Annotated in this window: 20 protein-coding genes; 8 read left to right on the top strand and 12 right to left on the bottom strand. The window is 60.0% G+C overall.

Annotated features, from left to right (window positions below; all coding sequences use genetic code 11):
- The first annotated feature begins 159 nt into the window (after nt 1–159).
- The gene (locus tag HQ912_RS16150; RefSeq protein WP_197685212.1) at nt 160–1,320 is read left to right on the top strand and encodes a GGDEF domain-containing protein; all 1,161 of its coding nucleotides are present in this window, start codon (nt 160–162) and stop codon (nt 1,318–1,320) included.
- A 23-nt stretch (nt 1,321–1,343) separates the two neighbouring features.
- Here the strand turns inward: HQ912_RS16150 and HQ912_RS16145 are convergent, their stop codons facing one another.
- Nucleotides 1,344–1,976 (bottom strand): response regulator, encoded by a 633-nt coding sequence (locus HQ912_RS16145; RefSeq protein WP_047229883.1) that lies wholly within the window; start codon nt 1,974–1,976, stop codon nt 1,344–1,346.
- A 31-nt stretch (nt 1,977–2,007) separates the two neighbouring features.
- Nucleotides 2,008–3,369 carry a cache domain-containing protein gene (locus tag HQ912_RS16140; RefSeq protein ID WP_092398613.1) on the bottom strand — a complete coding sequence of 454 codons (1,362 nt, stop codon included), beginning with the start codon at nt 3,367–3,369 and terminating at the stop codon, nt 2,008–2,010.
- 348 nt (nt 3,370–3,717) lie between these two features.
- Here HQ912_RS16140 and HQ912_RS16135 point away from each other — a divergent pair, with 348 nt between their 5' ends.
- Nucleotides 3,718–5,778 (top strand): carbon starvation CstA family protein, encoded by a 2,061-nt coding sequence (locus HQ912_RS16135; RefSeq protein ID WP_076385097.1) that lies wholly within the window; start codon nt 3,718–3,720, stop codon nt 5,776–5,778.
- 16 nt (nt 5,779–5,794) lie between these two features.
- Entirely contained in the window at nt 5,795–5,992 is a 198-nt protein-coding gene (locus HQ912_RS16130) for a YbdD/YjiX family protein (protein WP_047230563.1), read from the top strand.
- Nucleotides 5,993–6,433: 441 nt separating this feature from the next.
- On the opposite strand, the gene HQ912_RS16125 is transcribed toward HQ912_RS16130, so the two are convergent.
- The gene (locus HQ912_RS16125; RefSeq protein WP_107322619.1) at nt 6,434–8,230 is read right to left on the bottom strand and encodes a methyl-accepting chemotaxis protein; all 1,797 of its coding nucleotides are present in this window, start codon (nt 8,228–8,230) and stop codon (nt 6,434–6,436) included.
- Between the two features lie 247 nt (nt 8,231–8,477).
- On the opposite strand from HQ912_RS16125, the gene HQ912_RS16120 reads away from it, so the two are divergent.
- The 4 genes from HQ912_RS16120 to HQ912_RS16105 all read left to right on the top strand — a co-directional run bounded on the left by HQ912_RS16120 (nt 8,478) and on the right by HQ912_RS16105 (nt 13,967).
- Nucleotides 8,478–8,744: a DUF4212 domain-containing protein gene (locus tag HQ912_RS16120; protein ID WP_047230535.1), complete on the top strand. Its 267-nt coding sequence runs from the start codon at nt 8,478–8,480 to the stop codon at nt 8,742–8,744.
- A gap of 11 nt (nt 8,745–8,755) precedes the next feature.
- Nucleotides 8,756–10,525: a sodium:solute symporter family protein gene (locus tag HQ912_RS16115; RefSeq protein WP_173407021.1), complete on the top strand. Its 1,770-nt coding sequence runs from the start codon at nt 8,756–8,758 to the stop codon at nt 10,523–10,525.
- A gap of 167 nt (nt 10,526–10,692) precedes the next feature.
- Nucleotides 10,693–12,819 (top strand): TonB-dependent siderophore receptor, encoded by a 2,127-nt coding sequence (locus HQ912_RS16110; protein ID WP_173407020.1) that lies wholly within the window; start codon nt 10,693–10,695, stop codon nt 12,817–12,819.
- A gap of 122 nt (nt 12,820–12,941) precedes the next feature.
- Nucleotides 12,942–13,967, top strand: coding sequence for an IS110 family transposase (locus HQ912_RS16105; protein WP_047230568.1), 1,026 nt, complete (start codon nt 12,942–12,944; stop codon nt 13,965–13,967).
- A gap of 276 nt (nt 13,968–14,243) precedes the next feature.
- Here the strand turns inward: HQ912_RS16105 and HQ912_RS16100 are convergent, their stop codons facing one another.
- The 8 genes from HQ912_RS16100 to ribBA all read right to left on the bottom strand — a co-directional run bounded on the left by HQ912_RS16100 (nt 14,244) and on the right by ribBA (nt 22,514).
- A complete protein-coding gene (locus HQ912_RS16100) occupies nt 14,244–15,251 on the bottom strand; it encodes an acyltransferase (RefSeq protein ID WP_173407019.1) in 1,008 nt (335 codons plus the stop codon).
- Nucleotides 15,252–15,513: 262 nt separating this feature from the next.
- Entirely contained in the window at nt 15,514–16,557 is a 1,044-nt protein-coding gene (locus tag HQ912_RS16095; protein ID WP_047226626.1) for an LLM class flavin-dependent oxidoreductase, read from the bottom strand.
- A gap of 29 nt (nt 16,558–16,586) precedes the next feature.
- Entirely contained in the window at nt 16,587–17,072 is a 486-nt protein-coding gene (locus tag HQ912_RS16090) for a flavin reductase family protein (protein WP_047226625.1), read from the bottom strand.
- Between the two features lie 40 nt (nt 17,073–17,112).
- Nucleotides 17,113–18,264: an ABC transporter ATP-binding protein gene (locus HQ912_RS16085; protein ID WP_047226624.1), complete on the bottom strand. Its 1,152-nt coding sequence runs from the start codon at nt 18,262–18,264 to the stop codon at nt 17,113–17,115.
- Between the two features lie 17 nt (nt 18,265–18,281).
- Complete coding sequence (locus HQ912_RS16080) at nt 18,282–19,091, bottom strand: ABC transporter permease (protein WP_047226623.1); 810 nt, start codon at nt 19,089–19,091, stop codon at nt 18,282–18,284.
- A 6-nt stretch (nt 19,092–19,097) separates the two neighbouring features.
- Nucleotides 19,098–20,033 (bottom strand): ABC transporter permease, encoded by a 936-nt coding sequence (locus HQ912_RS16075; protein ID WP_047226622.1) that lies wholly within the window; start codon nt 20,031–20,033, stop codon nt 19,098–19,100.
- Nucleotides 20,030–21,055, bottom strand: a complete 1,026-nt coding sequence (locus HQ912_RS16070) for an ABC transporter substrate-binding protein (protein WP_173407018.1) — start codon at nt 21,053–21,055, stop codon at nt 20,030–20,032. Before HQ912_RS16070 ends, HQ912_RS16075 begins: the two co-directional genes overlap by 4 nt.
- Nucleotides 21,056–21,404: 349 nt before the next feature.
- Nucleotides 21,405–22,514: a bifunctional 3,4-dihydroxy-2-butanone-4-phosphate synthase/GTP cyclohydrolase II gene (gene ribBA, locus HQ912_RS16065; protein ID WP_047226620.1), complete on the bottom strand. Its 1,110-nt coding sequence runs from the start codon at nt 22,512–22,514 to the stop codon at nt 21,405–21,407.
- A 70-nt stretch (nt 22,515–22,584) separates the two neighbouring features.
- Here ribBA and HQ912_RS16060 point away from each other — a divergent pair, with 70 nt between their 5' ends.
- Nucleotides 22,585–22,878, top strand: a complete 294-nt coding sequence (locus HQ912_RS16060) for a DUF1330 domain-containing protein (protein ID WP_107322614.1) — start codon at nt 22,585–22,587, stop codon at nt 22,876–22,878.
- Between the two features lie 6 nt (nt 22,879–22,884).
- On the opposite strand, the gene HQ912_RS16055 is transcribed toward HQ912_RS16060, so the two are convergent.
- Nucleotides 22,885–23,448 (bottom strand): NUDIX hydrolase, encoded by a 564-nt coding sequence (locus HQ912_RS16055; protein ID WP_047226618.1) that lies wholly within the window; start codon nt 23,446–23,448, stop codon nt 22,885–22,887.
- Between the last annotated feature and the right edge of the window lie 2 nt (nt 23,449–23,450).

Genomic DNA, 23,450 nt, shown 5'->3' with positions numbered 1-23,450 from the left:
ACAAGAAGGGCAGTGTAGTGAAAAGGTTGGCGGGCTGTCATTGGCGCCTCAAACTTCGCAGGTGTGCTGCCTTCGCCTCTGTCATCATGGGCGATGGCAGACTTGGGTCAGGGGAGAAACACGTTTCGGATGGACGCATCAGTCGTCAGAATTACGCTTATGTTGATGGTCCCAGGGATCCTGTCGGTCTTTGGGGTTGCGTTCGTCTGCGCCTGGTTTATCGACAAAAAACGCGACTATCTGCTGCTCCTGGCTGGTGGCTGTGGCCTGTTCGCATGTGGTGCCACGTCGCAGCTTTTCGGCTGGCCTCCTGGGGTCGGGCCCAATGCCATTGTGTCCGGCGCGCTGTATACCTCGGCGGTCCTGGCAGTGGCCGAAGGCGTTTTGCTGCGCTCGCAAAAACGCCTCGGCTGGCGGCTGGACGTGGCCGTGGTATGCGTCATTTCCCTGGCACTGGCCTGGTTCTTTTATATCGACCGCAACCTGCTTGCGCGCATCTACATCCAGAACTTCGGCTATGGTGCGATTTTGCTTGTGGCGGCGGTCAAGCTCAGATCGCTGTTACGCGGGCGACTCGTTGACAAGGCGCTGTTCTGGGTGTTGCTGGTCTTCGCGTTGCATTTCTTTCCGCGGACCCTGTTGACTGTCGGGCTGTCGGTGCCGCTGGACCGGGTCGCTTTCGCCAACTCGGTGTTCTGGCAGGCGCTCCAGTTGTCCCTGGCGGTGCTCGGTATCGGACTTGCCTTTGTGATTCTCGCCGCGGCCATTGCTGACGTGATCGATGACCTGCGTCGCGAACGCGACTTTGACCCGTTGACCGGTGTCTTGAACCGGCGCGGCTTCGAAGAACGGGTGTCGATGCTGCTGATGAAGAGCCCGCGCGGCACGACAGCGCTGGCACTGTGCGATATCGACAACTTCAAGAACATCAACGATAGCCATGGCCATGACGTGGGCGATAACGTCTTGCGCGAAGTTGGCCAACTGCTGCGCACTTCGGCGCGCAAACGGGACATCGTCGGGCGCCTCGGTGGTGAAGAATTCGCTGTGCTCCTGCCGGACACCGATGCCCGGGAAGCTTACGAATGTGCCGAGCGCTTGCGGGCGGCCATCGAGAACGGTACGCCTGTCACGCGCGATACTGTCGGGCCGGTCACCGCGAGTTTCGGTGTCGGCAGTCTAGGCCCCAGGGAAACCTGGCAGGATCTTTACAAGCGCGTAGATACCTTGCTTTACCAGGCGAAGCGAACCGGGCGCAATCGCACGGTGGCCGATGAAGTTCCGGGTCGGATCGAAAGGCCCACCGAGGTTCAGTCATAAGCCGCGAGCGCGAGCCGGGGTTGCTAGCGTGAAATGATCCCGTGATCGATGGCGTATTTCACCAGGGCCGCGGGCTTGTCGATGTTGAGCTTGCGGCGGATGCTCAGGCGATGGGTTTCGACGGTACGCACGCTGATGTCCAGTTCCCGGGCCATTTCCTTGTTGTTCAGCCCCTGGACCATTTTGTACAACACCTGACTCTCGCGCGGCGTCAGCTCGTTGTCGGTGGTTGGGTCGGTGGCCAGCCGTTGGGCGATCTCGGCACTGTAGAAGGTGCCACCGCTGATGATGGCTTCAATGGCCGCGATGATTTCCCGCGAAGGGGCATTCTTGAGCACGTAGCCACTGGCGCCGCAGCGCACGGACTCACTCACATACTCATAATTGTCGTACATGCTCAGGATGAGGATCTTGAGGTTGGGGTATTGCTTGCCCAGCAAGCGGGTCAATTCAAGCCCGTTCATGTCCTTGAGGCTGATGTCCATCAGCAACAGGTCCGGTTGGCAGCGCCCGACCATCTCGATGGCCTGTGCACCATTCTCGGCTTCGCCCACCACGTCCAGTTGGGGCATGACGGACAACAGGGCCCTGATGCCATCGCGGACCAGGGAATGATCATCGACCAGCGCGACGCGGATCACAGAGGGCAGGTTCATCGGCAGGTGCTCTTGTCAGGTTGGGCGCGCATCAGCTTTGTGTCGCCATCATGTTCATGGGCAGCAGGATATCGAGCTCGCTTCGTCCCGGCACCGAGGTCATTTCCAGCCGTCCGCCGAAATGCTCGACCCGCTCGCGGATATTGCGCAGGCCGATGCCGGCGTGGCCACGTTCGACCTGCGGTACGTTGAAACCCATCCCGTCGTCCACCACCGTCAGGCGCAAGGACTGGCCGGACCCGAACAGGGTGATGCCGACACTTTTCGCCCCGGCGTGACGCTCGATATTGGTCAAGGCTTCCTGAGCAATGCGAAACAGCGAAACCGGTGCTCCATTTTCCAGGCGGCAATCGAATTCGTTGCTTTTGTACGACACTTCAAGCCCGCTGCGTTGCTGAAATTCGGCCGCGAGCTGGCCGATGGCGGCGGACAGGCCCAGGGTGTCGAGCAGGGAGGAGCGCAAGTCGTGGGAGATGTTGCGGATCTCGCCAATGGCTTCCCCCAGCCGGTCTGTCGCGTTCTTCAGGATGCCCAGGCCGTTTTCCTGCCCCTTTTCGAGGACGTGACTGGCCAGTTCAAACTGGAATTTTATCGACACCAGTAATTGGCTGATGCCGTCGTGCAGCTCGCGTGAAACTCGCGCGCGTTCCTCTTCCTGCAAGCTGACGATACGCTGGTTCAGTCGTTGCAGCTTTTTGTCGGCCAAGCGATGTTCGCTGACGTTGAGGGTCATGCCGCCGGCAAACACCAGCAGGACCGCCACCAGCGCAATGGCGGCGATGGCCTGCATGGTGGTGTGGATGCCCTGGGCCACTTCAGCGCGGGCTTGCTGGGTGGCGCGCTCGACATCCTCCAGGTAAATCCCGGTCCCGAGCATCCAACCCCAGCGATCCAGCATCACCACATAGGCCAGCTTGTCGGTCACCTGGCCGGAGGAGGGCTTGTTCCAGGCGTAGCGCTGGAAACCTTCGCCGGATTCAGCGCTCTTGAGCAATGCCTGGATCACCGGCAGCCCCTGGGGATCTTTCATGTCCCAGAGGTATTGGCCCACCAGTTCGGACTGCCGGGCATGCATCAGGCTGCGCCCCTGGCGGTCGTAGACGAAGAAATAGCCATTGATGCCAAAACTGAGCTTGCGCAGCTCCTCCAGCACCTGCTGCTGCGCGCGTGCGTCGCCCTGGCCGTTGTTATACAGCGGGGCGATCAGGCTTTGCGCCATTTCGACGTAGTTTTTCAGCTCTGCTCGCTTGCTGGCCAGGATGCTGTCTTCGATCAGTTGCGCCTGTTGATCACCCAACTGGCGATTAAGCGAGATCACCAAGGCGCAGATGACGGCAATCGCCAGGACCAGGGGCAGAATTCCCAAGGCGACGATTTTGTGTTTGAGCAGCATGTGTACTCCTGTCCGGACTCAACGGGGGGAGGCGAATGGTCGGCATCATAACGCTGTGGGAGCAAAGCTTGCTCGCGATCGCGACGGATCAGCCTGGACTGTTGCCAACAGACCCAGCGTTATCGCGAGCAAGCTTTGCTCCCACAGTCGTTAGCCTGCATTGGCTTTGCATGGGCTCACACAGAGGGATTCCACGAGAATCTACGTAGAACTACGTAGATGGCCCGTACGTAGTACTGCGGATTTATTTATTGACGGCTTCCACGGATATTGGGCCGGCTCCGAATAGTCGGGGCACACTATAAAAACAATCGCCGCAATCCACTGGATATCGGCAGGAGACACGCAATGACAACCCGTCTGGTTAAACACCTTGCCTGGTTTGCCGTGGCTGTTCTGGGAGCTTGTGCGTTGAGTGTCGTGGCCTTGCGCCGCGGCGAACCGATCAACGCCCTCTGGATCGTCGTCGCAGCCGTGGCCATCTACCTGGTCGCCTACCGCTACTACAGCCTGTTCATCGCCAATAACGTGATGCAACTCGATGCGCGCCGGGCCACTCCCGCCGTGCTCAACAACGATGGCCTGGACTATGTCCCGACCAACAAACACATCCTGTTCGGCCACCACTTCGCGGCCATTGCCGGTGCGGGGCCGCTGGTCGGGCCGGTACTGGCGGCGCAGATGGGCTACCTGCCCGGTACGCTCTGGCTGATCGCCGGGGTGGTGCTGGCCGGTGCCGTGCAGGACTTCATGGTCCTGTTCCTGTCCACCCGTCGTAACGGTCGCTCCCTGGGCGACATGGTCCGCGAAGAGATGGGCCGCGTTCCCGGCACCATCGCGCTGTTCGGCTGCTTCCTGATCATGATCATCATCCTCGCGGTGCTGGCGCTGATCGTGGTCAAGGCCCTGGCCGAGAGCCCGTGGGGGATCTTCACGGTGATGGCGACCATCCCGATCGCGATGTTCATGGGCATCTACATGCGCTACATCCGCCCGGGCCGCATCGGTGAAATCTCCCTCATCGGCGTGCTGTTGCTGCTGGGTTCGATCTGGCTCGGCGGGCAAGTGGCCGCAGACCCGGTCTGGGCCGAGGCCTTCACCTTCACCGGCGTGCAAATCACCTGGATGCTGATCGGCTACGGTTTTGTTGCCGCGGTGTTGCCGATCTGGCTGATCCTGGCGCCGCGCGACTACCTGTCCACCTTCTTGAAGATCGGCACCATCGTCGCCCTGGCGATCGGCATCCTGGTCACCATGCCCGAGCTGAAAATGCCGGCACTGACCCAGTTCACCGACGGCACGGGCCCGGTGTGGAAGGGCGGATTGTTCCCGTTCCTGTTCATCACCATCGCCTGTGGCGCGGTTTCGGGTTTCCACGCGCTGATCTCTTCGGGCACCACGCCGAAGATGCTCGATAACGAAGTCAACGCCCGCTACATCGGTTACGGCGGCATGCTGATGGAGTCGTTCGTGGCCATCATGGCAATGGTCGCCGCTTCGGTGATCGAGCCGGGTGTGTACTTCGCCATGAACAGCCCGGCGGCGATCGTCGGCGGTGATGTGGTGAGCGTGGCGCAGACTGTCAGCAGCTGGGGCTTTGCAATCACCCCCGAAGCGCTGCAGGCGGTGGCCAATGACATCGGCGAGACCACCATCCTGGCCCGTGCCGGCGGTGCGCCGACCCTGGCGGTGGGGATCGCGCAGATCCTGCACTCGGTGTTGCCGGGTGAGAACACCATGGCGTTCTGGTACCACTTCGCAATCCTGTTCGAGGCGCTGTTCATCCTCACGGCGGTAGACGCCGGCACCCGTGCCGGGCGCTTCATGCTGCAGGACCTGCTGGGCTCGTTCGTCCCGGCCCTCAAGCGGACCGAATCCTGGGTTGCCAACCTGATCGCCACCGCCGGCTGTGTGGCGCTGTGGGGCTACCTGTTGTACCAGGGCGTGATCGATCCGCTGGGCGGCATCAACACCTTGTGGCCGCTGTTCGGCATCTCCAACCAGATGCTGGCCGGTATCGCCCTGATGCTCGGCACCGTGGTACTGATCAAGATGAAGCGCCAGCGCTACGTCTGGGTGACCATGCTGCCGGCGGTCTGGCTGCTGATCTGCACCACCACGGCGGGCCTGATCAAGCTGTTCGACGCCAACCCGGCGATCGGCTTCCTGGCCCTGGCGCGCAAATACAACGATGCCCTGGCCGCCGGCCAGATCCTGGCCCCGGCCAAGAGCATCGAGCAGATGCAGCACGTGGTGTACAACGCTTACACCAACGCAACGCTGACGGTGTTGTTCCTGCTGGTGGTCTTCAGCATCCTGTTCTACGCGCTCAAGGTCGGCATCGCTGCCTGGGGTCACAAGGAACGCACGGATAAAGAAGCGCCCTTCCAGGCCGTGCCGGACGCCTGAATCGAGGATTGCAACGATGTTCAATGACTTGAGTCGCCTCGGTAAATACCTCGGTCAGGCCGCCCGCCTGATGGTCGGCATGCCCGACTACGACAACTACGTCGAGCACATGCAAAGCAAACACCCGGACAAACCGCTGATGGACTACGAGGCGTTCTTCCGCGAACGCCAGGAAGCCCGATACGGTGGCAAGGCGGGACCCAAGTGCTGTTGATCAACTGATTTCAGGTTGATGAGGTAACCCTGTGGGAGCGAGCTTGCTCGCGATGGCGTTGGGTCAGTTACGATGATGTTGACTGACCGACCGCCATCGCGAGCAGGCTCGCTCCCACAGTTGTTTTGGGGCGGCCTCGGGATTTGCATACACCACCGATCCCCTTGTGGGAGCGAGCCTGCTCGCGATGGCGTCGGGTCAGTTACGATGATGTTGACTGATCCACCGTCATCGCGAGCAGGCTCGCTCCCACAGTTGTTTTGGGGTGGCCTTGGGTTCGCATACACCACAGACCCCTTGTGGGAGCGAGCCTGCTCGCGATGGCATCAGGTCAGCAGCATTGATGTTTGCTGATCTACCGCTTTCGCGAGCAGGCTTGCTCCCACCGTTGTTTTGGGGTGGCCTCGGGATGTGCATCAGCACCGAACCAGGTGCAATGCATCACTCTGCCAACAGCACCGCTGCATCGAACCCGACCCGCAAATTGCCCCAATGGCGGCCGCCGAAGAAGAACGGTACGTCGATCTCGGTCATGATTTCCCCGGTATCGCGCAGGTAGGTCTGGAGCAGGAAGCGTTGGGTGTTGCCCGCCGCGCGCAGGCCGATCGGGTCGTTGAAGATGCGCTTGTTGCGGCACACCGGCAGGTCGACGGCGCGGTCACCGGTCGGTTGTTTCGAAACCCAGCTGTTGTTCACTGGGCAATAACCCTTGGTGTCGACGATGAATGAGACTTTGCCGCCCGGGGTGCTGCGGGTGAGTTTGTCGCATTCTTCCTGGCAGACTTGGGCAAAACGCTCGGTGTAGCTGGTCATGTATTGCTTGGGATCGGTGCCGGGGATCAGTTGGTAGTTCTGATCGAACAGGTTGAGGCCATCCTGCTGCAGCGCCTCCAATTGGACCTGGAGGTTGTCGCGGCACTGGCTGGCCCGGGTGATGGCGGCATCCAGCTTGCCATGGCCGAGCACGAACCGGCCCAACAATGCCTGGACCTTTTCAGCGACACCGGACAAGTCACGGGTAGCCGTTGCCGAATGTTGCATGCGCTGATCAATCGACTGGCTGTCGGCATGGATCTGCGTAACCCGTTCGTTGATACCCGTGTTGGATTCGGCGAAAAGCTGGATATGGGACGCGATATCGGCCAACTTGCCATTGGTGGATTCGAAGTCGCCGATCATGCTTTCGAAATGGCCCGAGGCACGCTCCACGACTTTCTGGGTTTCCCGGGCGCTGTGGCTGATCTGGTTGGTCTGTTCATGTGTGGAACTGACTTCTTCGAGCATGGCGTCGATGTTTCGTGAGATGTCGTCGGTAGCCCGGCTGACATTCTGCGCCAAGGTGCGCACCTCATCGGCCACCACGGCAAACCCCCGACCGCTTTCACCGGCCCGGGCGGCTTCGATGGCCGCGTTGAGGGCCAGCAGGTTGGTTTGGGCAGAGATCTGCTGGATCAGCCCAACGATGGACTTGATGCTCGAAGAACGTTGGTTCAGGGCGCCTACCAGCGTGGCGAATTCATTGAGGCTGCTGGAGATTTCACTGATGTTGCCCGTCACTTCCAGCAGTTCTGCATAGGAGTCGCGAGCCATGCTCAGGTTCTGCGCAGTGGTGCTGGAAATGCCCTGAGTCTGGCGCGAGACTTCTTCGATGCGACCTACGGCGGTGTTGCTCTGGTCCATCACTTCCTTGGCGAAGCGGGCCTGGTGAGTAGCGCTGTCGCTGGAGTCGCTGATGTTTTTCAACGAGCGGGCCGATTCGACCGCAATGTGCACGGTCAGCGCCTGGACATTACTGATGATCTCCCGCTGCTTGGCCAGGAAGCGGTTGCAAGTGTCGGCCAGCACGCGGATTTCGTCGTGGGTCACCAGGGGCAGGTCTTTGGACAGGTCGCCTTCGCCGCTGGCGATCTCCTCGAGGGCCTTGGTCATGGCCGTGACGGGGCGCACGATGAGGTGGCGAAAGTACCAGACCATGAAGCTGATCATGCACAGCGTCAGCAGCGCGCCGAAGAGCAGGGCATGGGTGAGGCTGTCGAGCCGGCCTTCGACTTGCCCCAGCAGCGCGGGGTCCAGTTGCGCAGTGTGCAACTGCAGCACAATGTCGGCGCGGGCACTGACTGCCACCCAGTAAAGCAAGCCACTGACCACGACCAGCAGGAAAAGGCTCGACAGCTTTTTGGTGAGCGTATCGAAAAACTGCATCTCGATAGACTCGTACAAGGCCTTTAGCGTCTGCATCCGTTGCTCCCGGGTAAAAAATCACTTTGATTGCATACATTCGACCGCGCACGGCAAAGCTTTAGGGAAATGGGCGATTTGATATCACTGCGGCGGTTTCCGCGATCTTTAACCCGTCCCAGTAAGTGAGGGAACGCGGATGTCAATATCCAGAGTGGCGAAGGTAGACGAAAGTCGTACTAGCGCTCTGCCCAGCGACTGCTACGGTTTGAGTGGAAAACAATAAAAACAACGGGAGTTGATTTCCATGTCCACTCAAAAGCAACAGGCTGCGCGTGCCTACTGGACGGAGAACCTACGCTGGATGCTGGTATTGCTGGCAATCTGGTTCTTGGTGTCGTTCGGCTTTGGCATTTTGCTGGTTGACCAGCTCAACACCATCAGCTTCTTCGGTACGCCCCTGGGATTCTGGTTCGCCCAGCAGGGGTCCATCTATGTCTTTGTGCTCGAGATCTTCTTCTATGTCTGGAAGATGAATCAGCTCGATCGCAAATATGACGTCCACGAAGACTGAGGCCGACGAGCATGGATACCCAAACCCTGATCTACCTGTTCGTCGGTGCGTCCTTTGCGCTCTATATCGCCATTGCCATCTGGACGCGCGCCGGCTCCACCAGCGAGTACTACGTCGCCAGCAAAGGGGTGCACCCGGTACTCAACGGCATGGCCACCGGGGCCGACTGGATGTCGGCCGCCTCGTTCATCTCCATGGCCGGGATCATCGCCTTCGCCGGCTATGACGGCTCGGTCTACCTGATGGGCTGGACCGGCGGCTATGTGCTGCTGGCGATGTGTCTGGCGCCGTATCTGCGCAAGTTCGGCAAGTTCACTGTCCCGGAGTTCGTCGGCGCGCGTTACTACTCGCAGACGGCGCGGGTGGTGGCGGTGATCTGCGTGATCTTCATTTCCTTCACGTATGTGGCAGGGCAGATGCGCGGTGTGGGCATCGTGTTCTCCCGTTACCTGGAAGTGGATATCAATACCGGCGTGATGATCGGTATGGCCATCGTGTTCTTCTATTCCGTGCTGGGCGGCATGAAGGGCATCACCTACACGCAGGTGGCGCAGTACTGCGTGATGATTTTTGCCTACATGGTGCCGGCTATCTACATCTCGATCATGATCACCGGTAATCCGATCCCGCAACTGGGCTTCATCAGCGAGGTCACCGGCTCCGGCCAGAGTGTGATCGAGCGGCTCAACGGGCTGGGTGCGGAGCTGGGTTTCACGGCCTATACCGACGGCACCAAATCGACCACCGACGTGTTTTTCATCACCATGGCGCTGATGGTCGGGACTGCGGGCCTGCCTCATGTGATCGTGCGTTTCTTCACCACCCCGACAGTGCGTGATGCGCGCAAGTCAGCAGGTTACGCACTGCTGTTCATCGCCATCCTCTACACCACCGCACCGGCCGTGGCGGCTTTCGCGCGCACCAATCTGCTGACCTCGATCCCCAACGTCAGCTACGCCACCGCGCCAACATGGTTCAAGACCTGGGAAAATTCGGGGCTGATCGCCTGGGCGGACAAGAACAACGACGGCATCATCCAGTATGGCCCGGGGGCAGCCCTGGTCGGCGCGCCGAGCTTCACGGGTGAACGCGGGGCGAACGAGCAGCGGCTGCTGAGCAACCAGGTTTCACCGGTGGCCAACGAACTGTATGTCGACAACGACATCATGGTTCTGGCCAACCCGGAGATTGCCGGGTTGCCAGGCTGGGTCATCGCCCTGATTGCCGCCGGTGGCCTGGCGGCGGCGCTGTCGACGGCAGCGGGGTTGCTGCTGGTGATTTCCACATCGGTCTCCCATGACCTGCTCAAAAGCAACATCATGCCCAGGATCACTGAAAAGCAAGAGTTGCTGGCCGCCCGGATCGCCGCTGGCGTGGCGGTGCTGATCGCCGGGTTGTTCGGCATCTACCCGCCGGCATTCGTGGCCCAGGTGGTGGCGTTCGCCTTTGGACTGGCGGCGTCCTCGTTCTTCCCGGTGATTGTCATGGGGATCTTCTCCAAACGCATGAACCGCGAAGGCGCGATCGCCGGGATGATTGTGGGGCTGACGTTTACATTCACCTACATCGTCTACTTCAAATTCATCAATCCGGCGATGAACACTGCCGAGCACTGGTGGCTGGGCGTATCGCCGGAAGGCATCGGCACCCTGGGGATGCTCTTCAACTTCGTAGCCGCGGTGGTGGTGTCACGCTTTACCGCGCCGCCGCCGGAGCACATTCAGCACCTGGTGGAAGATATCCGGGTTCCAAGGGGGGCGGGTGCGGCCATCGATCATTGATGTGCGGTAAGCCCTGATAACAGGGGTGGGAAACGAACAAAGGCGCCGGAGTGATCCGGCGTCTTTTTTTTTGCGCGGGTCAAGCGGGAAAGCGTTAGAAATATTTACTGGGAATCATTCTCAAAGTATATTCTCTCTCATTAACATCCCTTTGTGAGTGCTGCGTCTTGAATCGTTCCACCCCTCTCGCTACCCGCAACGCCTTTTTCAAACGCGTGTTGCCAACGCTGTCCTGCTGTTTCATCGCAAGCCCTTTGTGGGCGCAGGACATTCTCGAACTGCCAACCACGGATATCCAGGGCAGTCGCATCACTCAGGACGAAGGGTACACGGCGTCGCAAGCCAGCACCGCGAGCAAAAGCGATGTACCGATCAAGGAAGAGGCGCAGTCGATCAACGTGGTGACCCGGCAGACCCTGGCGGACTATCAGGTGCGCTCGCTGGGCGATGCGATGAAATTTGTCAGCGGCGTCAGCCAGGGCAATACCCTGGGCGGTTCGCGGGATTCGTTGGTCAAGCGCGGGTTCGGCACCAACGATGACGGCTCGATCCTGCGCGATGGTGTGCGTTCGAACCTGGGACGTAACTTCAGCGCCACCACCGAGCGGGTCGAAGTGCTCAAGGGCCCGGCCTCGATGTTATACGGCGCGCTGGAGCCCGGCGGCCTGGTCAACATCATCAGCAAGAAACCCGAATACACCCAGAGCACCACACTGAGCGGCTCGGCCTACAGCGAAGGTGGCGGCACCATGGCCCTGGATACCACCGGGCCGTTGGGCGATACCGGCCTGGCGTATCGGTTGATCGCCGAGCGTGGGCATGAGGATTATTGGCGCAACTATGGCGTCAACGAGAGCACGCTGGTGGCGCCGTCCCTGGCCTGGACGGGTGAGCGGGCCTCGTTGAACCTCAGTTATGAGTACAACGAATATTCCAATCCCTTCGACCGCGGCACTGTATTCACCGACGGGCATCCGGCCGACATTAACTACAACAAGCGCCTTGATGAGCCTTGGGCCAAAAGCGTGGGGATTCGCGAAACGGCGACAGCGCGGTTTGAGTATGAGCTGAGTGAAGCGTGGAAGACCCGCGTGACCTATGGCTGGAACAATGATCGGTATAGTCTTTCGATTGCGCAGCCCAATTCGCTGACGGGTAATAATTTGCGCCGTGCCGCCAACGGTGCTCACTATGACGATGAAACCCGCTACGCCAGCTGGGATTTCATCGGCAGGCAGCAATTGTTTGGTCAGCGTCATGACCTGCTGGTTGGGGCTGACAATCAAGTGTCTGACCAATTTCGTGGCAAGACCTACCGCAATACTGCTCAGGGTGGTTTCGACATCACTTCGCCGACCTACGGCAACCTGCCAGAGCCAAGCCAGATCAGTGCTCCCCAAAGCGACCTGAGTAACCAGTTGACCTCCAGCTCCGTTTATCTCAAGGACAACTGGCACCTCGACGACCACTGGATTCTAGTCTTGGGTGGCCGCTACCAGCATTACGATCAATACAGCGACCAAGGTTTGGGCAGCCGTTATGTGGTCAACCGCGATGACAACGGCGACGCTTTTGTACCGTTCCTGGGGCTGGTCTACAAAGCCACCGACAACCTGTCGCTCTATGGCAACTACAGTCGCTCCTTCAAGCCCAACGATGACGTGGACGATGCCGGCAACACCTTCGATCCAGAGGAGGGCCGCAGTTATGAAATCGGCGCCAAATACGACCCGCTACCGGGCCTGAACATCAACCTTGCGCTGTATGACATCGTGAAGAAGAACGTCGTAACGTCCTCCACGGTCAATGGCGTCACGTTGGCAGAAGCCGCCGGCAAAGTCGGCTCCCAAGGTCTGGAACTCGACGTCACCGGTCGTCTGGCCGAGCGTTGGGATCTGATCGGCACCTACGCCTACACCCACACGGAAATCCTCGACGATCCGGATGACGAAGGCCACCGCCTGGCCAACGCACCCAAGCACACCGCCAGCCTGTACCTGACCCACCACCTGAACGTGCCTGCCGAATTCGGCGCCTGGCACGCCGGCGCCGGTGCCCGTTACGTCGGCGAGCGCGCCGCCAACAACGCCAACGATTTCTGGCTCAGCAGCTACACCGTGGCTGATGCCTTCCTGCGCTGGGAGTCACCGGTATTGGGGCACAAAACCTCGTTGCAGTTGAACGTGGACAACCTGTTCGATAAACATTACTACCCGTCTTCCACCGGCAGCCAATTGCAGGTCAATGTCGGCGAACCGCGTACCGCCCGCCTGAGTGCCAGCGTGACGTTCTGAGTGCGCTGTTCTGAAAACAAAAAATGCCCGGAACCGAGTTCCGGGCATTAATGAGATGGTCACCCCCACACCCTGCGAGGGCTACGCTTTCGCAGGGTGTTTTGTTTTCGGAGGCCATCATTATGAGCGAGTCAGCGCTGATCGGGATCGATCTCGGTAAACACAGTTTCCACCTGCACGGCCAAGACAAATTGGGCCGAGAGGTGTTTCGCAAGAAGTTCTCGCGTCAACAGATGATGACGCTCTTCGGCAATCTGCCGGCCTGTACCGTGGTGATGGAAGCTTGTGCCGGGGCGCATTTCGTCGCTCGCCAGCTGATGGCCATGGGGCATGAAGCCAAACTGATTTCCCCGCAATTCGTCCGCCCCTTCGTCAAAGGCAACAAAAATGACTTCGTGGATGCCGAAGCCATTTGCGAGGCGGCTTCGCGTCCATCGATGCGCTTCGTTTCGCCTAAAACCGAGGCACAGCAGACGCTTTCCGTTCTGCATCGCCTGCGCGAGTCGCTGGTACGCGATCGCACCAAAACCGCCAATCAAATGCATGGTTTCCTACTGGAGTTCGGCATCAGCCTGCCCAAGGGCCTGGCGATCATGAAGCGGTTGGCGAGTATTTTGGCTGAGCATGAGTTGCCCGTTCGGTTGACAGTGCTGTTACAGCGCTTGCATGAGCATTTCTGTTATCTGGATGAACAGATCAAGGCGCTGGATAAAGAGCTGGCAAGCCAACTGGCCGACGATGATCTCGGCAGCCGCTTGCTGAGCTTGCCGTGTGTCGGGCCGATCACCGCCAGCCTGCTGGCTGTAGAGATGGGGGACGGCAGGCAGTACCGATGCAGCCGTGACTTCGCCGCCTCCGTGGGCTTGGTACCCAGGCAGTACAGCACCGGCGGCAGGGCTAATTTGCTGGGTATCAGCAAGCGCGGCGACAAGCACCTCAGGCAGTTGCTGGTTCAATGTGCTCGGGTCTATATGCAGAGGCTAGAACACCAGAAAGGGGCTCTGGCCGACTGGGTGCGCTCATTGCTTGGGCGACGACACTCGAACGTGGTGGCCTGCGCCCTGGCTAACAAGCTGGCGCGGATCGCGTGGGCGCTAGCGGCTCACCATACGCAATATGAAGCAGGGCCAGACGCGCTGAACGCCTGACCCTGCGGTTGTTGCAGTACCACGAATCACCCTTCAGGTTTTGCGATAGCTGAACAACGGATGACGTGAACGGCCCACCGGCCTGACGAAGAACCTGACATAAAAATCGGCTTCAGAAGCCGCGGCATTTTTCAGGATCGTCAGGCGCGACTCTCATCGTGGCGCGGGGCATGCCCTGGATCGACGCCGGATAGATTTAAGCAAGCCAACCACTTCACCCATTAATCAGTATTGCAAAAATGGGGGTGACCATAGATTTTTATTCGGGGCCAGCGGCTAAGCCAGTGTGCGGCCAACGGGTACCTGCGTGATGTCACGTTTAGCGCCCGCCCTCAACGCGTGGCGCAGCTTCAGCGCCGGTCGCTCAACGCAGTAATACGACAAGCCACTCAATGCCAGCGACAACACCAGCACCAGTGTAATCATCAGGGCGCTGTACTCAACCGGCCAGAACGCCCGCAACACGTACATCACCACAAAATGGTTGAGGAACACGCCATAGCTGATATTCCCCAGAAACTCATCCATCCAGTGATGCTTGAGCCTGCTGAGCACATGCACCGCCGGCACACCCAAGACTATGCCCAAGGTTACTTCTGCGTTGAAGGGGCGGCGGGGAATGAACCCGACAACAATGGCCAGGAACATTATCGCTGCCACGACCGTGGTGATGGAGGCGACCCATAGTCCTTTGGCCTGGGCGTGGTACAGGTAGCTGCCGCACAGGAAGATGAACAACACGCCCGGCAGTAGACGGTAGCCGTAGATGTCGGTGTTGACGTAGCCCAGCGAGGCGACCAGGAAAACCGTTACGGACACCGCGAACGCAATGCCTCGGGCCTTATAAAGGATCAGAAACGGGATCAGCAGGTAAAAGCACATCTCCAGCCCCAGAGACCAGCCAGGTGGCAGGATCTCCGGCACAGTGATGCCGAACATATAGAAACCCAGCGGCACGATGGGCAGGCTGGTGGCGATGTTTTCGATTGTCAGCGCCGCTGCCTGTGGCGTGCCCGGCAGCAGGAAATGGATCACCGCGCAGGAGAGGACGAAATACAGAAGGAACTGCGGGTAAAGTCTCAACAATCGGTCAAGGTAGAACAGGCCGATTTTCCCTGGGACGTTGTAGCTCCTGTCGATCAAGGGCGTCATCACAAAACCGCTGATAATCAGAAACGACACCACGGCAACAACGCCGGGGTTGAAGCCTACGAACATCACGCCCATGTGGGAAATCGCCACGAGCATGGCCAGCAGCAACCGATAACTCCCCACGCCCATCATCCTTAATCAGAGTTGATCCGTTGAACGGTTAAGTTATTGGGGTTTATCGGCGCTGAACAGAGGTTTGCGGGGCGGCGACGGGGAAGTGGGGGAATTTGGCAGATATGACATCGTTGTCTCAGTCAGGCCGCCATCGCGAGCAGGCTCGCTCCCACATTGGCCGCGGGTGTTCACTCATTATGTGAACGCCATAGCCCCCCTGTGGGAGCGAGCCTGCTCGCGATGACGGTGGAACTGACCCCGTGGGTTCCAGGGTTGGATATCAATTGAAGGCCGGCACCACCTGCTGGATAAACAGCTCCAGGGACTTCTTCTTCTCGGCATGGGACAGGCTGTTGTCGCACCAGAAGCTGAACTCATCCACGCCCAGATCCTGGTAATACTTGATCCGTTCGATGATCTGCTGCGGGGTGCCGATCATGGTGTTCTTGCGAATGTTCTCCAACTGGAACTCCGGACGCTCGGCGAATTTTTCTTCCGGGCTTGGTGCCAGAAAGCCGTTGACCGGAACTTGCTTGTTGCCGAACCAGGCATCGAAGGTGCGGTAGAACTTGGAGATTGCCTGGGCGCCGATTTTCCAGCCTTCGGGATCGTCGGCGGCATGCACGTGGGTGTGACGCAGCACCATCAGTTGTGGACGCGGCACGTCAGGGTTGTTGTCCAGGGCAGCCTGGAACTTGTTCTTCAGGTCCAGGACTTCTTCATCACCCTTCATCAGCGGCGTAACCATGACGTTGCAGCCATTGGCGACGGCAAAGTTGTGGGAATCCGGGTCGCGGGCGGCGATCCACATCGGTGGGTGGGGTTTGCGAATCGGCTTGGGCACGCTGGTGGAGGTGGGGAATTTCCAGATTTCGCCGTCATGGGCGTAGTCGCCTTGCCACAGGGCACGCACCACCGGGACCATTTCCCGCAGAGCCTGACCGCCGGAGGAGGCGGGCATGCCGCCCGCCATGCGGTCGAATTCCACTTGATAGGCGCCCCGGGCCAGACCGACTTCCATGCGGCCATTGCTGATCACATCCAGCAGCGCACATTCGCCGGCCACCCGCAGCGGGTGCCAGAACGGCGCGATGATGGTGCCTGCGCCCAGGTGAATCGTGGTGGTCTTGCCGGCCAGGTACGCCAGCAATGGCATCGGGCTTGGCGAGATGGTGTACTCCATGGCGTGGTGCTCGCCGATCCACACGGTGCTGAAACCGCCGGCCTCGGCCATCAGGGTCAGCTCGCTCAGGTTTTCGAACAACTGGCGATGGCTGACGCTTTCGTCCCAGCGCTCCATGTGTACGAACAGGGAAAATTTCATGGCGCTTTCTCTTATGGTTGGCGATCGGTTCAGGCGAGGACGGGCAGGGCGCCCATCTTGCCGTGGCAGTAAACCAGCGGCCCTGGTGTGTGTTGCGGCACGATCAGGTTCTTCACGGCCCCGACCATAATGGCGTGGTCGCCGCCTTCGTATTCGCGCCACAGTTCACATTCGATGATGGCGGTGGCGTTGCTCAGCAGCGGGTTACCCAACTCGCTCAGGGTCCATTCGATGCCCTGGGCCTTGTCCTTGCCTTTGCGGGCGAATGCGTAGGCTTCGTTCTGTTGCCCACCGGAGAGCAGGTGAATGGCGAAGCGCTTGTTCTTGATCAGCACCGGATAGGAATCGGAGCTGTAGTTGGGGCAAAACAGCACCAGGGCCGGCTCCATCGACAATGAGCTGAAGGCACTGGCGGTGAGGCCCACGATGTGCCCGTCGTCATCAAGTGTGGTGATCACTGTCACACCGGACGGAAACGAGCCCATGACTTGTTTGTAAACGCTGGCATCGATCATTTAGCAGTCCTCGTACGCAATTCGGTTATGACGCGGTTCCTCAATGAGCCCCGGCGGCCTTGTTGAGGTCGCTTTCGGCCCATTGGGTGTAGACGCACGCATCGGTCGTGGCCCAGCGCACGCGCACCGGGTCGCCGGTCTTGAGGGGCATGCCGGCGGCGGAAAGCGCTTTGACCGTCATGGCAGTGCCGCCCGAAGTCACCACGCTGCAGGTCTGGCTCTCACCGAGAAACAGCACCTCGACGACCTTGGCCGAGACCTCATTCCAGCCGGCCGCCAAGGGCTCCTGGGCGGCTTGTTCGACGCTCAGGGCCAAGGCTTTTTCCGGGCGCACCATCAGCAATACAGCCTGATCGCTTTGCAGACCGGCGGTCAGGCGAATAGACAAGGACTGGTCTTCAAACGTCGCCACCGCGTTGCCCTGGGCCTTGAGCTTGAGAAAGTTGGAATTGCCTAGAAACGAGGCGACAAAGGCATTCGGCGGGTTCTGATAGAGGTCGTAGCCGCTGCCCAGGCCGACGATCTTGCCGTGGCTGAAGATGGCAATGCGTTGGGACAGGCGCATGGCTTCTTCCTGGTCGTGCGTGACGTAGACGATGGTGATGCCCAGGCGACGATGCAACTGACGCAGTTCATCCTGCAGGTCTTCGCGAAGCTTTTTGTCCAAGGCGCCGAGAGGCTCGTCCATCAACAAAATGCGTGGTTCGTAGACCAGCGCCCGGGCAATCGCCACGCGCTGCTGCTGGCCGCCGGACAGTTGCGAAGGGCGGCGGTGGGCAAATTGCTCAAGCTGCACCAGCTTGAGCATGGCGTCGACGCGACGATCACGTTCAGCAGCGGCCAGTTTGCGGATCGCCAGCGGGAAGGCAATGTTGTCACGCACCGACAAATGCGGGAACAGCGAATACCGTTGGAACACCATGCCGATGTCGCGTTTGTGGGGTGGAACGTTTACCAGGGATTTGCCGTCCACCAGGATCTCGCCACTGCTGGGGGTCTCGAACCCGGCCAGCATCGACAGCGTGGTACTTTTGCCCGAGCCGCTGGAGCCCAGAAAAGTCAGGAATTCACCGTCCTGGATGTCCAGGGAGATGTCGTCCACGGCAGCAAAGTCGCCGTAGTGCTTGTTCAGGTTGCGCAGGCTGACCAGAGTCTTGTTGTTCTGTTGTGCGGGGTCTTTGACGGCACTCATCGTGTTCTCCTAGGCGCTCAGGCGCTGATTTCATTGCGCCGGCGCAGGGCGGCGGCGATCACCATCACCAAAACCGAGAGGCCGATCAGCAGCGTCGAAGCGACGGCGATCACAGGCGTCAGGTCCTGGCGCAGGGTGGTCCACATCTTTACTGGCAGGGTTTGCAAGGTCGGGCTGGCCATCATGACGCTCAGCACCACCTCGTCCCACGACACCAGGAACGCGAACAGGGCACCGGCGACCATGCCTGGGCGGATCGCCGGGAAGGTCACCTTGAACACCGCTTGCAGGCGTGAGGCGCCGCAGATCACCGCAGCGTCCTCAATGGACTGGTCGAACAGCTTCAACGAATTGATGATCGAAATGATGGTGAACGGCAGCGCGACGATGACGTGGCTGACCACGAACGCGAACATCGTGCCGGTGTAGCCGAGTTTGAGAAACAGCGCGTACACCGCCACTGCGATGATCACCAGTGGCACGATCATCGGCAGGGTGAACAGGCCGTAGAGCATTTCCCGGCCGGGGAAGCGTCCACGTACAAGGGCAAATGCGGTCGGCAGGCCCAGGGCGACAGCGCAGACGGTGGTCAGTACCGCGACCTTGAGGCTGGTCAATGCCGAGCTCATCCAGTCGGGATTGGAGAAAAACTGGCCGTACCATTTCAATGTCCAGCCCGGTGGCGGGAAGACCAGCCACTGGGACGAACCGAACGACAGCAGCACGATGAACACGATCGGCAACAGCAGGAACAGCGCAATCAGGCCAGTGGTGAAGTACAGACCGAACCGCATGCGCCGGCTCATGGCATTGGGGGTCAGGAGCATGACGGCTTACCTCGCGTTGCTGGCACCCACCGGGGATTCCGGCTGGAGCTTCAGGTAGAAGTAGAACAACACCAGGGTGATCACCACCAACAAGGCAGCGCCGGCACTGGCCAGGCCCCAGTTGAGGAACGACTGCACCTGCTGGATGATGAATTCGGGCAGCATCATGTTCTGCGCACCGCCCAGCAACGCCGGGGTCACGTAGTAACCGAGCGACATCACGAACACCATCAACCCGCCGGAGAACAGACCCGGCCGGCACAGCGGCAGGAACACCCGGAAGAAGTTGGTCCACGGGCTAGCGCCGCAGATGGAGCCGGCTTGCAGGATCATCGGGTCGATGGCCTGCATGGTCGCCTGTAACGGCAGGACAATGAATGGGATCATGATGTAGCTCATGCCGATGACCACGCCGGTGAGGTTGTGCACCATCTCCAGCGGTTGGTCGATGATGCCCAGCGCCATCAGCGTCTTGTTGATCACCCCGGAGGCTTGCAGCAGCACCAGCCAGGAATAAGTACGGGCCAGCAGGCTGGTCCACATCGACAGCAAGACAATGTTCAGCATCCAGCGGCCCCAGCCTCGAGGCACCAGGGTGATGGCCCAGGCCAGGGGGAAGCCCAGCAACAGGCTGAACAGCGTCACCAGCCCGGCTACCGAAAAGGTGTTGAACAACACCCTTGCATAGGCCGAATTGGCGAACAATTGCTCGTAGTTGCCCAGCCCGGGCACCGGTTCCAGCACGCCACGCAGCAGCAACCCAATCAACGGCGCCAGGAAGAACAGGCCCAGGAACAGCAGGGCGGGGAGCAGATTGCCGGCCCCGCGCCAGCGCTGTGCCAGCGACGGCGTTTGCGCGACCATCGCTGCCTTGGCGGTTGCCGCGCCGGCAGCGCCAGGGGCGCTCCCGGTGCGAGGAGTTGCCGTTGCCGAAATTTTCATTTCACCAGCCATTCGTTCCACCGTGTCGCGATGTCCTGACCGTTCTTGGCCCAGTACGCGTAATCAAGTGTGATCTGATCCTTGGCGTGGGCGGTCGGCAAGTTGGGAGCGAGCACCGAATCCAGGCGTGCGATGCTGTCGACGTTGACCGGCGCGTAAGCGGTCAGGTTGGAAAAGTCCGCCTGGCCCTTGGCGCTGCTGGCGTTGGCCAGGAACTTCATGGCTGCGGCCTTGTTTTTCGAGCCTTTTGGAATGACCAGGATGTCGGCCATGACCAGGTTTTGTTTCCAGCTTACGCCGACGGGGGCGTCGTCCTGCTGCAGCGCATAGATCCGGCCGTTCCAGAACTGCCCGATGCTGGCTTCGCCGGAGGCAAGCAGTTGCTGGGACTGGGCACCGCCGCCCCACCAGACGATGTCTTTTTTGATGGTGTCGAGTTTTTTGAAGGCGCGGTCCAGGTCCAGCGGGTAAAGCTTGTCCGCTGCAACGCCGTCGGCCAGCAGAGCCAGTTCAAGCACGCCAGGGCTTGGCCACTTGTACAGGGCGCGTTTGCCAGGGTAGGTCTTGGTGTCGAACAGCGCGGACCAGTCCTCAGGTTTACCGGAACCGAGCTTGTCTTCGTTGTAGCCGAGGACGAACGAGAAGTAGAACGAGCCGACGCCGTGATTGGACACGAAGCGTGGATCGATCTTGTCGCGTTCGATGACCGAGAAGTCCAGGGGTTCGAGCAAACCCTCAGCGGCGGCGCGCAAGGCGAAGTCAGCTTCGACATCTACCACGTCCCACTGCACGTTACCGCTTTCGACCATGGCCTTGAGTTTGCCGTAGTCGGTCGGACCATCCTGGACCACGGTGATGCCGCTGGCCTTGCTGAACGGGGCGGCCCAAGCCTGCTTCTGGGCGTCCTGGGTGCTGCCGCCCCAACTGACGAAGTTGATGCTTTCGGCCGCCATCGATGCCTGGCTGGTAACGCTCAGCAGACCTGCAAAAAAAATTGCGGCTGCACTTTTCTTCAACACCATTTTCACGCCCTCATTGTTGTGTTTATTGAGCGGGCTTGTGTTTACCCGCTTATCGGGAGCTTCAGGTCCATCTGGCCTTGCAGGCGACCGGGCCAAGGGCTGGTTTTGTGTGCTTGCCCGCTGGGCGCACTTGGCTGGAGTGGTCGGTCTATGGAATATCATATTATGGTATTCCAAACTTTCTGCAAGCATTTTGCCGTACCGGCTATCTGTCTGGCCGGGATTTTTTGCACTCTCTGTGGGAGCGAGCCTGCTCGCGATAGCGGTGTGTCAGTCAACATTTGAGACCGATAGGTCTACCGCTATCGCGAGCAGGCTCGCTCCCACAGAGGACGGTGATGCCTCATGCTTATCCGGTAAAGGGAATACTCTCCACCACCTCCAGGTCATACCCCGTCAACCCCGCGTATTTGAGCGGCGGCCCCAGGTGCCGCAACTTGCCGACGCCCAGGTCCTGGAGAATCTGCGCACCGGTGCCTACTTCAGAATAGATGCGCGATTGCGACCGGCTGAACTGGCGTGGCGGCTGAGTCAGCTGCGGGACGCGCTCGAGCAACGCCTGGGACGATTCGTGATTGGCCAGTACGACCACCACGCCGCAGCCTTCTTCGGCGACCCGTTGCAGGGCCGCCCACAGCGTCCAATTGGAAGGCCCGTTGTATTCGGCACCCACCAGGTCCCGCAGCGGGTCGATCACGTGCACTCGCACCAAGGTCGGTTCTTCCCGGCGAATATCGCCCATCACCATCGCCATGTGCACACCGCCTTCGATGCGGTCTTCGAAGGTGAATAAGCGAAAGGTACCGTGCACCGTGGGCAATTCGCGTTCACCGATGCGCACCACGGTGTGCTCGGTGCTCAAGCGGTAGTGGATCAGGTCGGCGATGGTGCCGATCTTGATCCCGTGCCTGTGGGCAAAAATCTCAAGGTCAGGACGGCGGGCCATGGTGCCGTCGTCGTTCATCACTTCGACGATCACCGACGCCGGTGTGAAGCCTGCCAGGCGCGCCAGGTCGCAACCGGCTTCGGTGTGACCGGCGCGGGTCAGCACGCCACCTTCCTTGGCGCGCAACGGAAAGATATGGCCCGGCTGCACCAGGTCTGCGGGACCGGCGCCGACAGCGACCGCCGCGGCAACGGTGCGCGCGCGGTCGGCAGCGGATATGCCGGTGGTCACGCCAACGGCCGCCTCGATGGATATGGTGAAGGCGGTGCTGAAGACACTGCCATTGCTGGGCACCATTTGCTCCAGGCCCAAGCGCTGACAGTGTTCGTCGGTCAAGGTCAGGCAGATCAATCCGCGCGCTTCGCGAGCCATGAAGCTGATGGCTTCGGCGCTGCAGCGGTCGGCGGCCAGCAACAGGTCGCCTTCGTTCTCCCGATCCTCGTCGTCAACCAGGAGCACCATCTTGCCTTGTCGGTAGTCTTCGATGATTTCTTCGATGCTGTTGAAGGCCATGCTGGAATTCTCGGTGTCAGGTTAAAATACCTGTGGTATACCATAATACAAAATAAACCGAGAGGTCACCATGAAGGCATACTGGATTGCTCATGTAGATGTCACCGACCCCGATCAATACAGCCAATACACCCAGCGGGCGCCAGCGGCGTTTGCTCTGTATGGCGGACGGATGCTGGCCCGGGGCGGGCGTAGCGAGGCGATGGAAGGCAGGGCCACGCCGCAACGCAGCGTGGTGATCGAGTTCGATTCTTACGAGCAGGCGCTGGCCTGTTATCACTCGCAGCAGTATCAGGCGGCCAAGCGCTATCGCCTGGACGTAGCCAAGGCTGAGGTGATCATCGTCGAGGGTATTGCGCCCTGAGGCCTGTCAGCGGATGAAATGAATCTTGCCGCTGTCGTCGTTGCCAATGTAGATGCCGTAGACCCCGGCCTGGCGTTCCTCGATGTAGCGTTCGAGGATCTGGCGGATGGCCGGGTAGTAAATACTGTCCCACGGAATATCTTCAGGGGCGAAGAACTGGCAAGCGAGGGTTTCCGGGCCGAACTGGCCAGTGATCTCCAGCGCGATGGCGCGAAAGATGATGTACACCTCGCTGATTTTCGGCACGCTGAAGATCGAGTAGGGCGAGAGAATGTCCGCGCGAACGCCGGTCTCTTCCCAGACTTCGCGCAGTGCCGCCTGCTCGGTGGTCTCACCGCCCTCCATGAAGCCCGCCGGCAGCGTCCAGGTGCCGGGGCGCGGAGGAATTGCGCGCTGGCACAGCAGGTACTTGCCGTCCTGCTCGATGATGCAGCCGGCAATGATCTTCGGATTCACATAATGGATATAGCCACAGCCACCGCACATCAGGCGTTCGTGGGTATCGCCCGCTGGCAGGCGGTGACTCAAGTCGCTGCCGCCGCACCTTGGACAAAAGCTGGGGCTGAACATGA

It is taken from the genome of Pseudomonas sp. MPDS (assembly GCF_013283895.1).
GTDB classification, from domain to species: Bacteria; Pseudomonadota; Gammaproteobacteria; order Pseudomonadales; family Pseudomonadaceae; genus Aquipseudomonas; species Aquipseudomonas rhizophila.
The sequence above is the reverse complement of the archived record's forward strand: the minus strand, read 5'-3'. Positions and strand labels throughout refer to the sequence as shown.

Bases quoted from the DNA above. Each gene is read 5' to 3' on its own strand.
- HQ912_RS16090 (WP_047226625.1), bottom strand. From the start codon at position 17,072: ATGATCGATGCCAGCGTTTACAAACAAGTCATGGGCTCGTTTCCGTCC.
- HQ912_RS16150 (WP_197685212.1), top strand. From the start codon at position 160: ATGTTGATGGTCCCAGGGATCCTGTCGGTCTTTGGGGTTGCGTTCGTC.
- HQ912_RS16130 (WP_047230563.1), top strand. From the start codon at position 5,795: ATGTTCAATGACTTGAGTCGCCTCGGTAAATACCTCGGTCAGGCCGCC.
- HQ912_RS16105 (WP_047230568.1), top strand. From the start codon at position 12,942: ATGAGCGAGTCAGCGCTGATCGGGATCGATCTCGGTAAACACAGTTTC.
- HQ912_RS16125 (WP_107322619.1), bottom strand. From the start codon at position 8,230: ATGCAGACGCTAAAGGCCTTGTACGAGTCTATCGAGATGCAGTTTTTC.
- HQ912_RS16135 (WP_076385097.1), top strand. From the start codon at position 3,718: ATGACAACCCGTCTGGTTAAACACCTTGCCTGGTTTGCCGTGGCTGTT.
- HQ912_RS16100 (WP_173407019.1), bottom strand. From the start codon at position 15,251: ATGATGGGCGTGGGGAGTTATCGGTTGCTGCTGGCCATGCTCGTGGCG.
- HQ912_RS16120 (WP_047230535.1), top strand. From the start codon at position 8,478: ATGTCCACTCAAAAGCAACAGGCTGCGCGTGCCTACTGGACGGAGAAC.
- HQ912_RS16115 (WP_173407021.1), top strand. From the start codon at position 8,756: ATGGATACCCAAACCCTGATCTACCTGTTCGTCGGTGCGTCCTTTGCG.
- HQ912_RS16140 (WP_092398613.1), bottom strand. From the start codon at position 3,369: ATGCTGCTCAAACACAAAATCGTCGCCTTGGGAATTCTGCCCCTGGTC.
- HQ912_RS16075 (WP_047226622.1), bottom strand. From the start codon at position 20,033: ATGAAAATTTCGGCAACGGCAACTCCTCGCACCGGGAGCGCCCCTGGC.
- HQ912_RS16080 (WP_047226623.1), bottom strand. From the start codon at position 19,091: ATGCTCCTGACCCCCAATGCCATGAGCCGGCGCATGCGGTTCGGTCTG.
- ribBA (WP_047226620.1), bottom strand. From the start codon at position 22,514: ATGGCCTTCAACAGCATCGAAGAAATCATCGAAGACTACCGACAAGGC.
- HQ912_RS16060 (WP_107322614.1), top strand. From the start codon at position 22,585: ATGAAGGCATACTGGATTGCTCATGTAGATGTCACCGACCCCGATCAA.
- HQ912_RS16070 (WP_173407018.1), bottom strand. From the start codon at position 21,055: ATGGTGTTGAAGAAAAGTGCAGCCGCAATTTTTTTTGCAGGTCTGCTG.
- HQ912_RS16055 (WP_047226618.1), bottom strand. From the start codon at position 23,448: ATGTTCAGCCCCAGCTTTTGTCCAAGGTGCGGCGGCAGCGACTTGAGT.
- HQ912_RS16145 (WP_047229883.1), bottom strand. From the start codon at position 1,976: ATGAACCTGCCCTCTGTGATCCGCGTCGCGCTGGTCGATGATCATTCC.
- HQ912_RS16095 (WP_047226626.1), bottom strand. From the start codon at position 16,557: ATGAAATTTTCCCTGTTCGTACACATGGAGCGCTGGGACGAAAGCGTC.
- HQ912_RS16085 (WP_047226624.1), bottom strand. From the start codon at position 18,264: ATGAGTGCCGTCAAAGACCCCGCACAACAGAACAACAAGACTCTGGTC.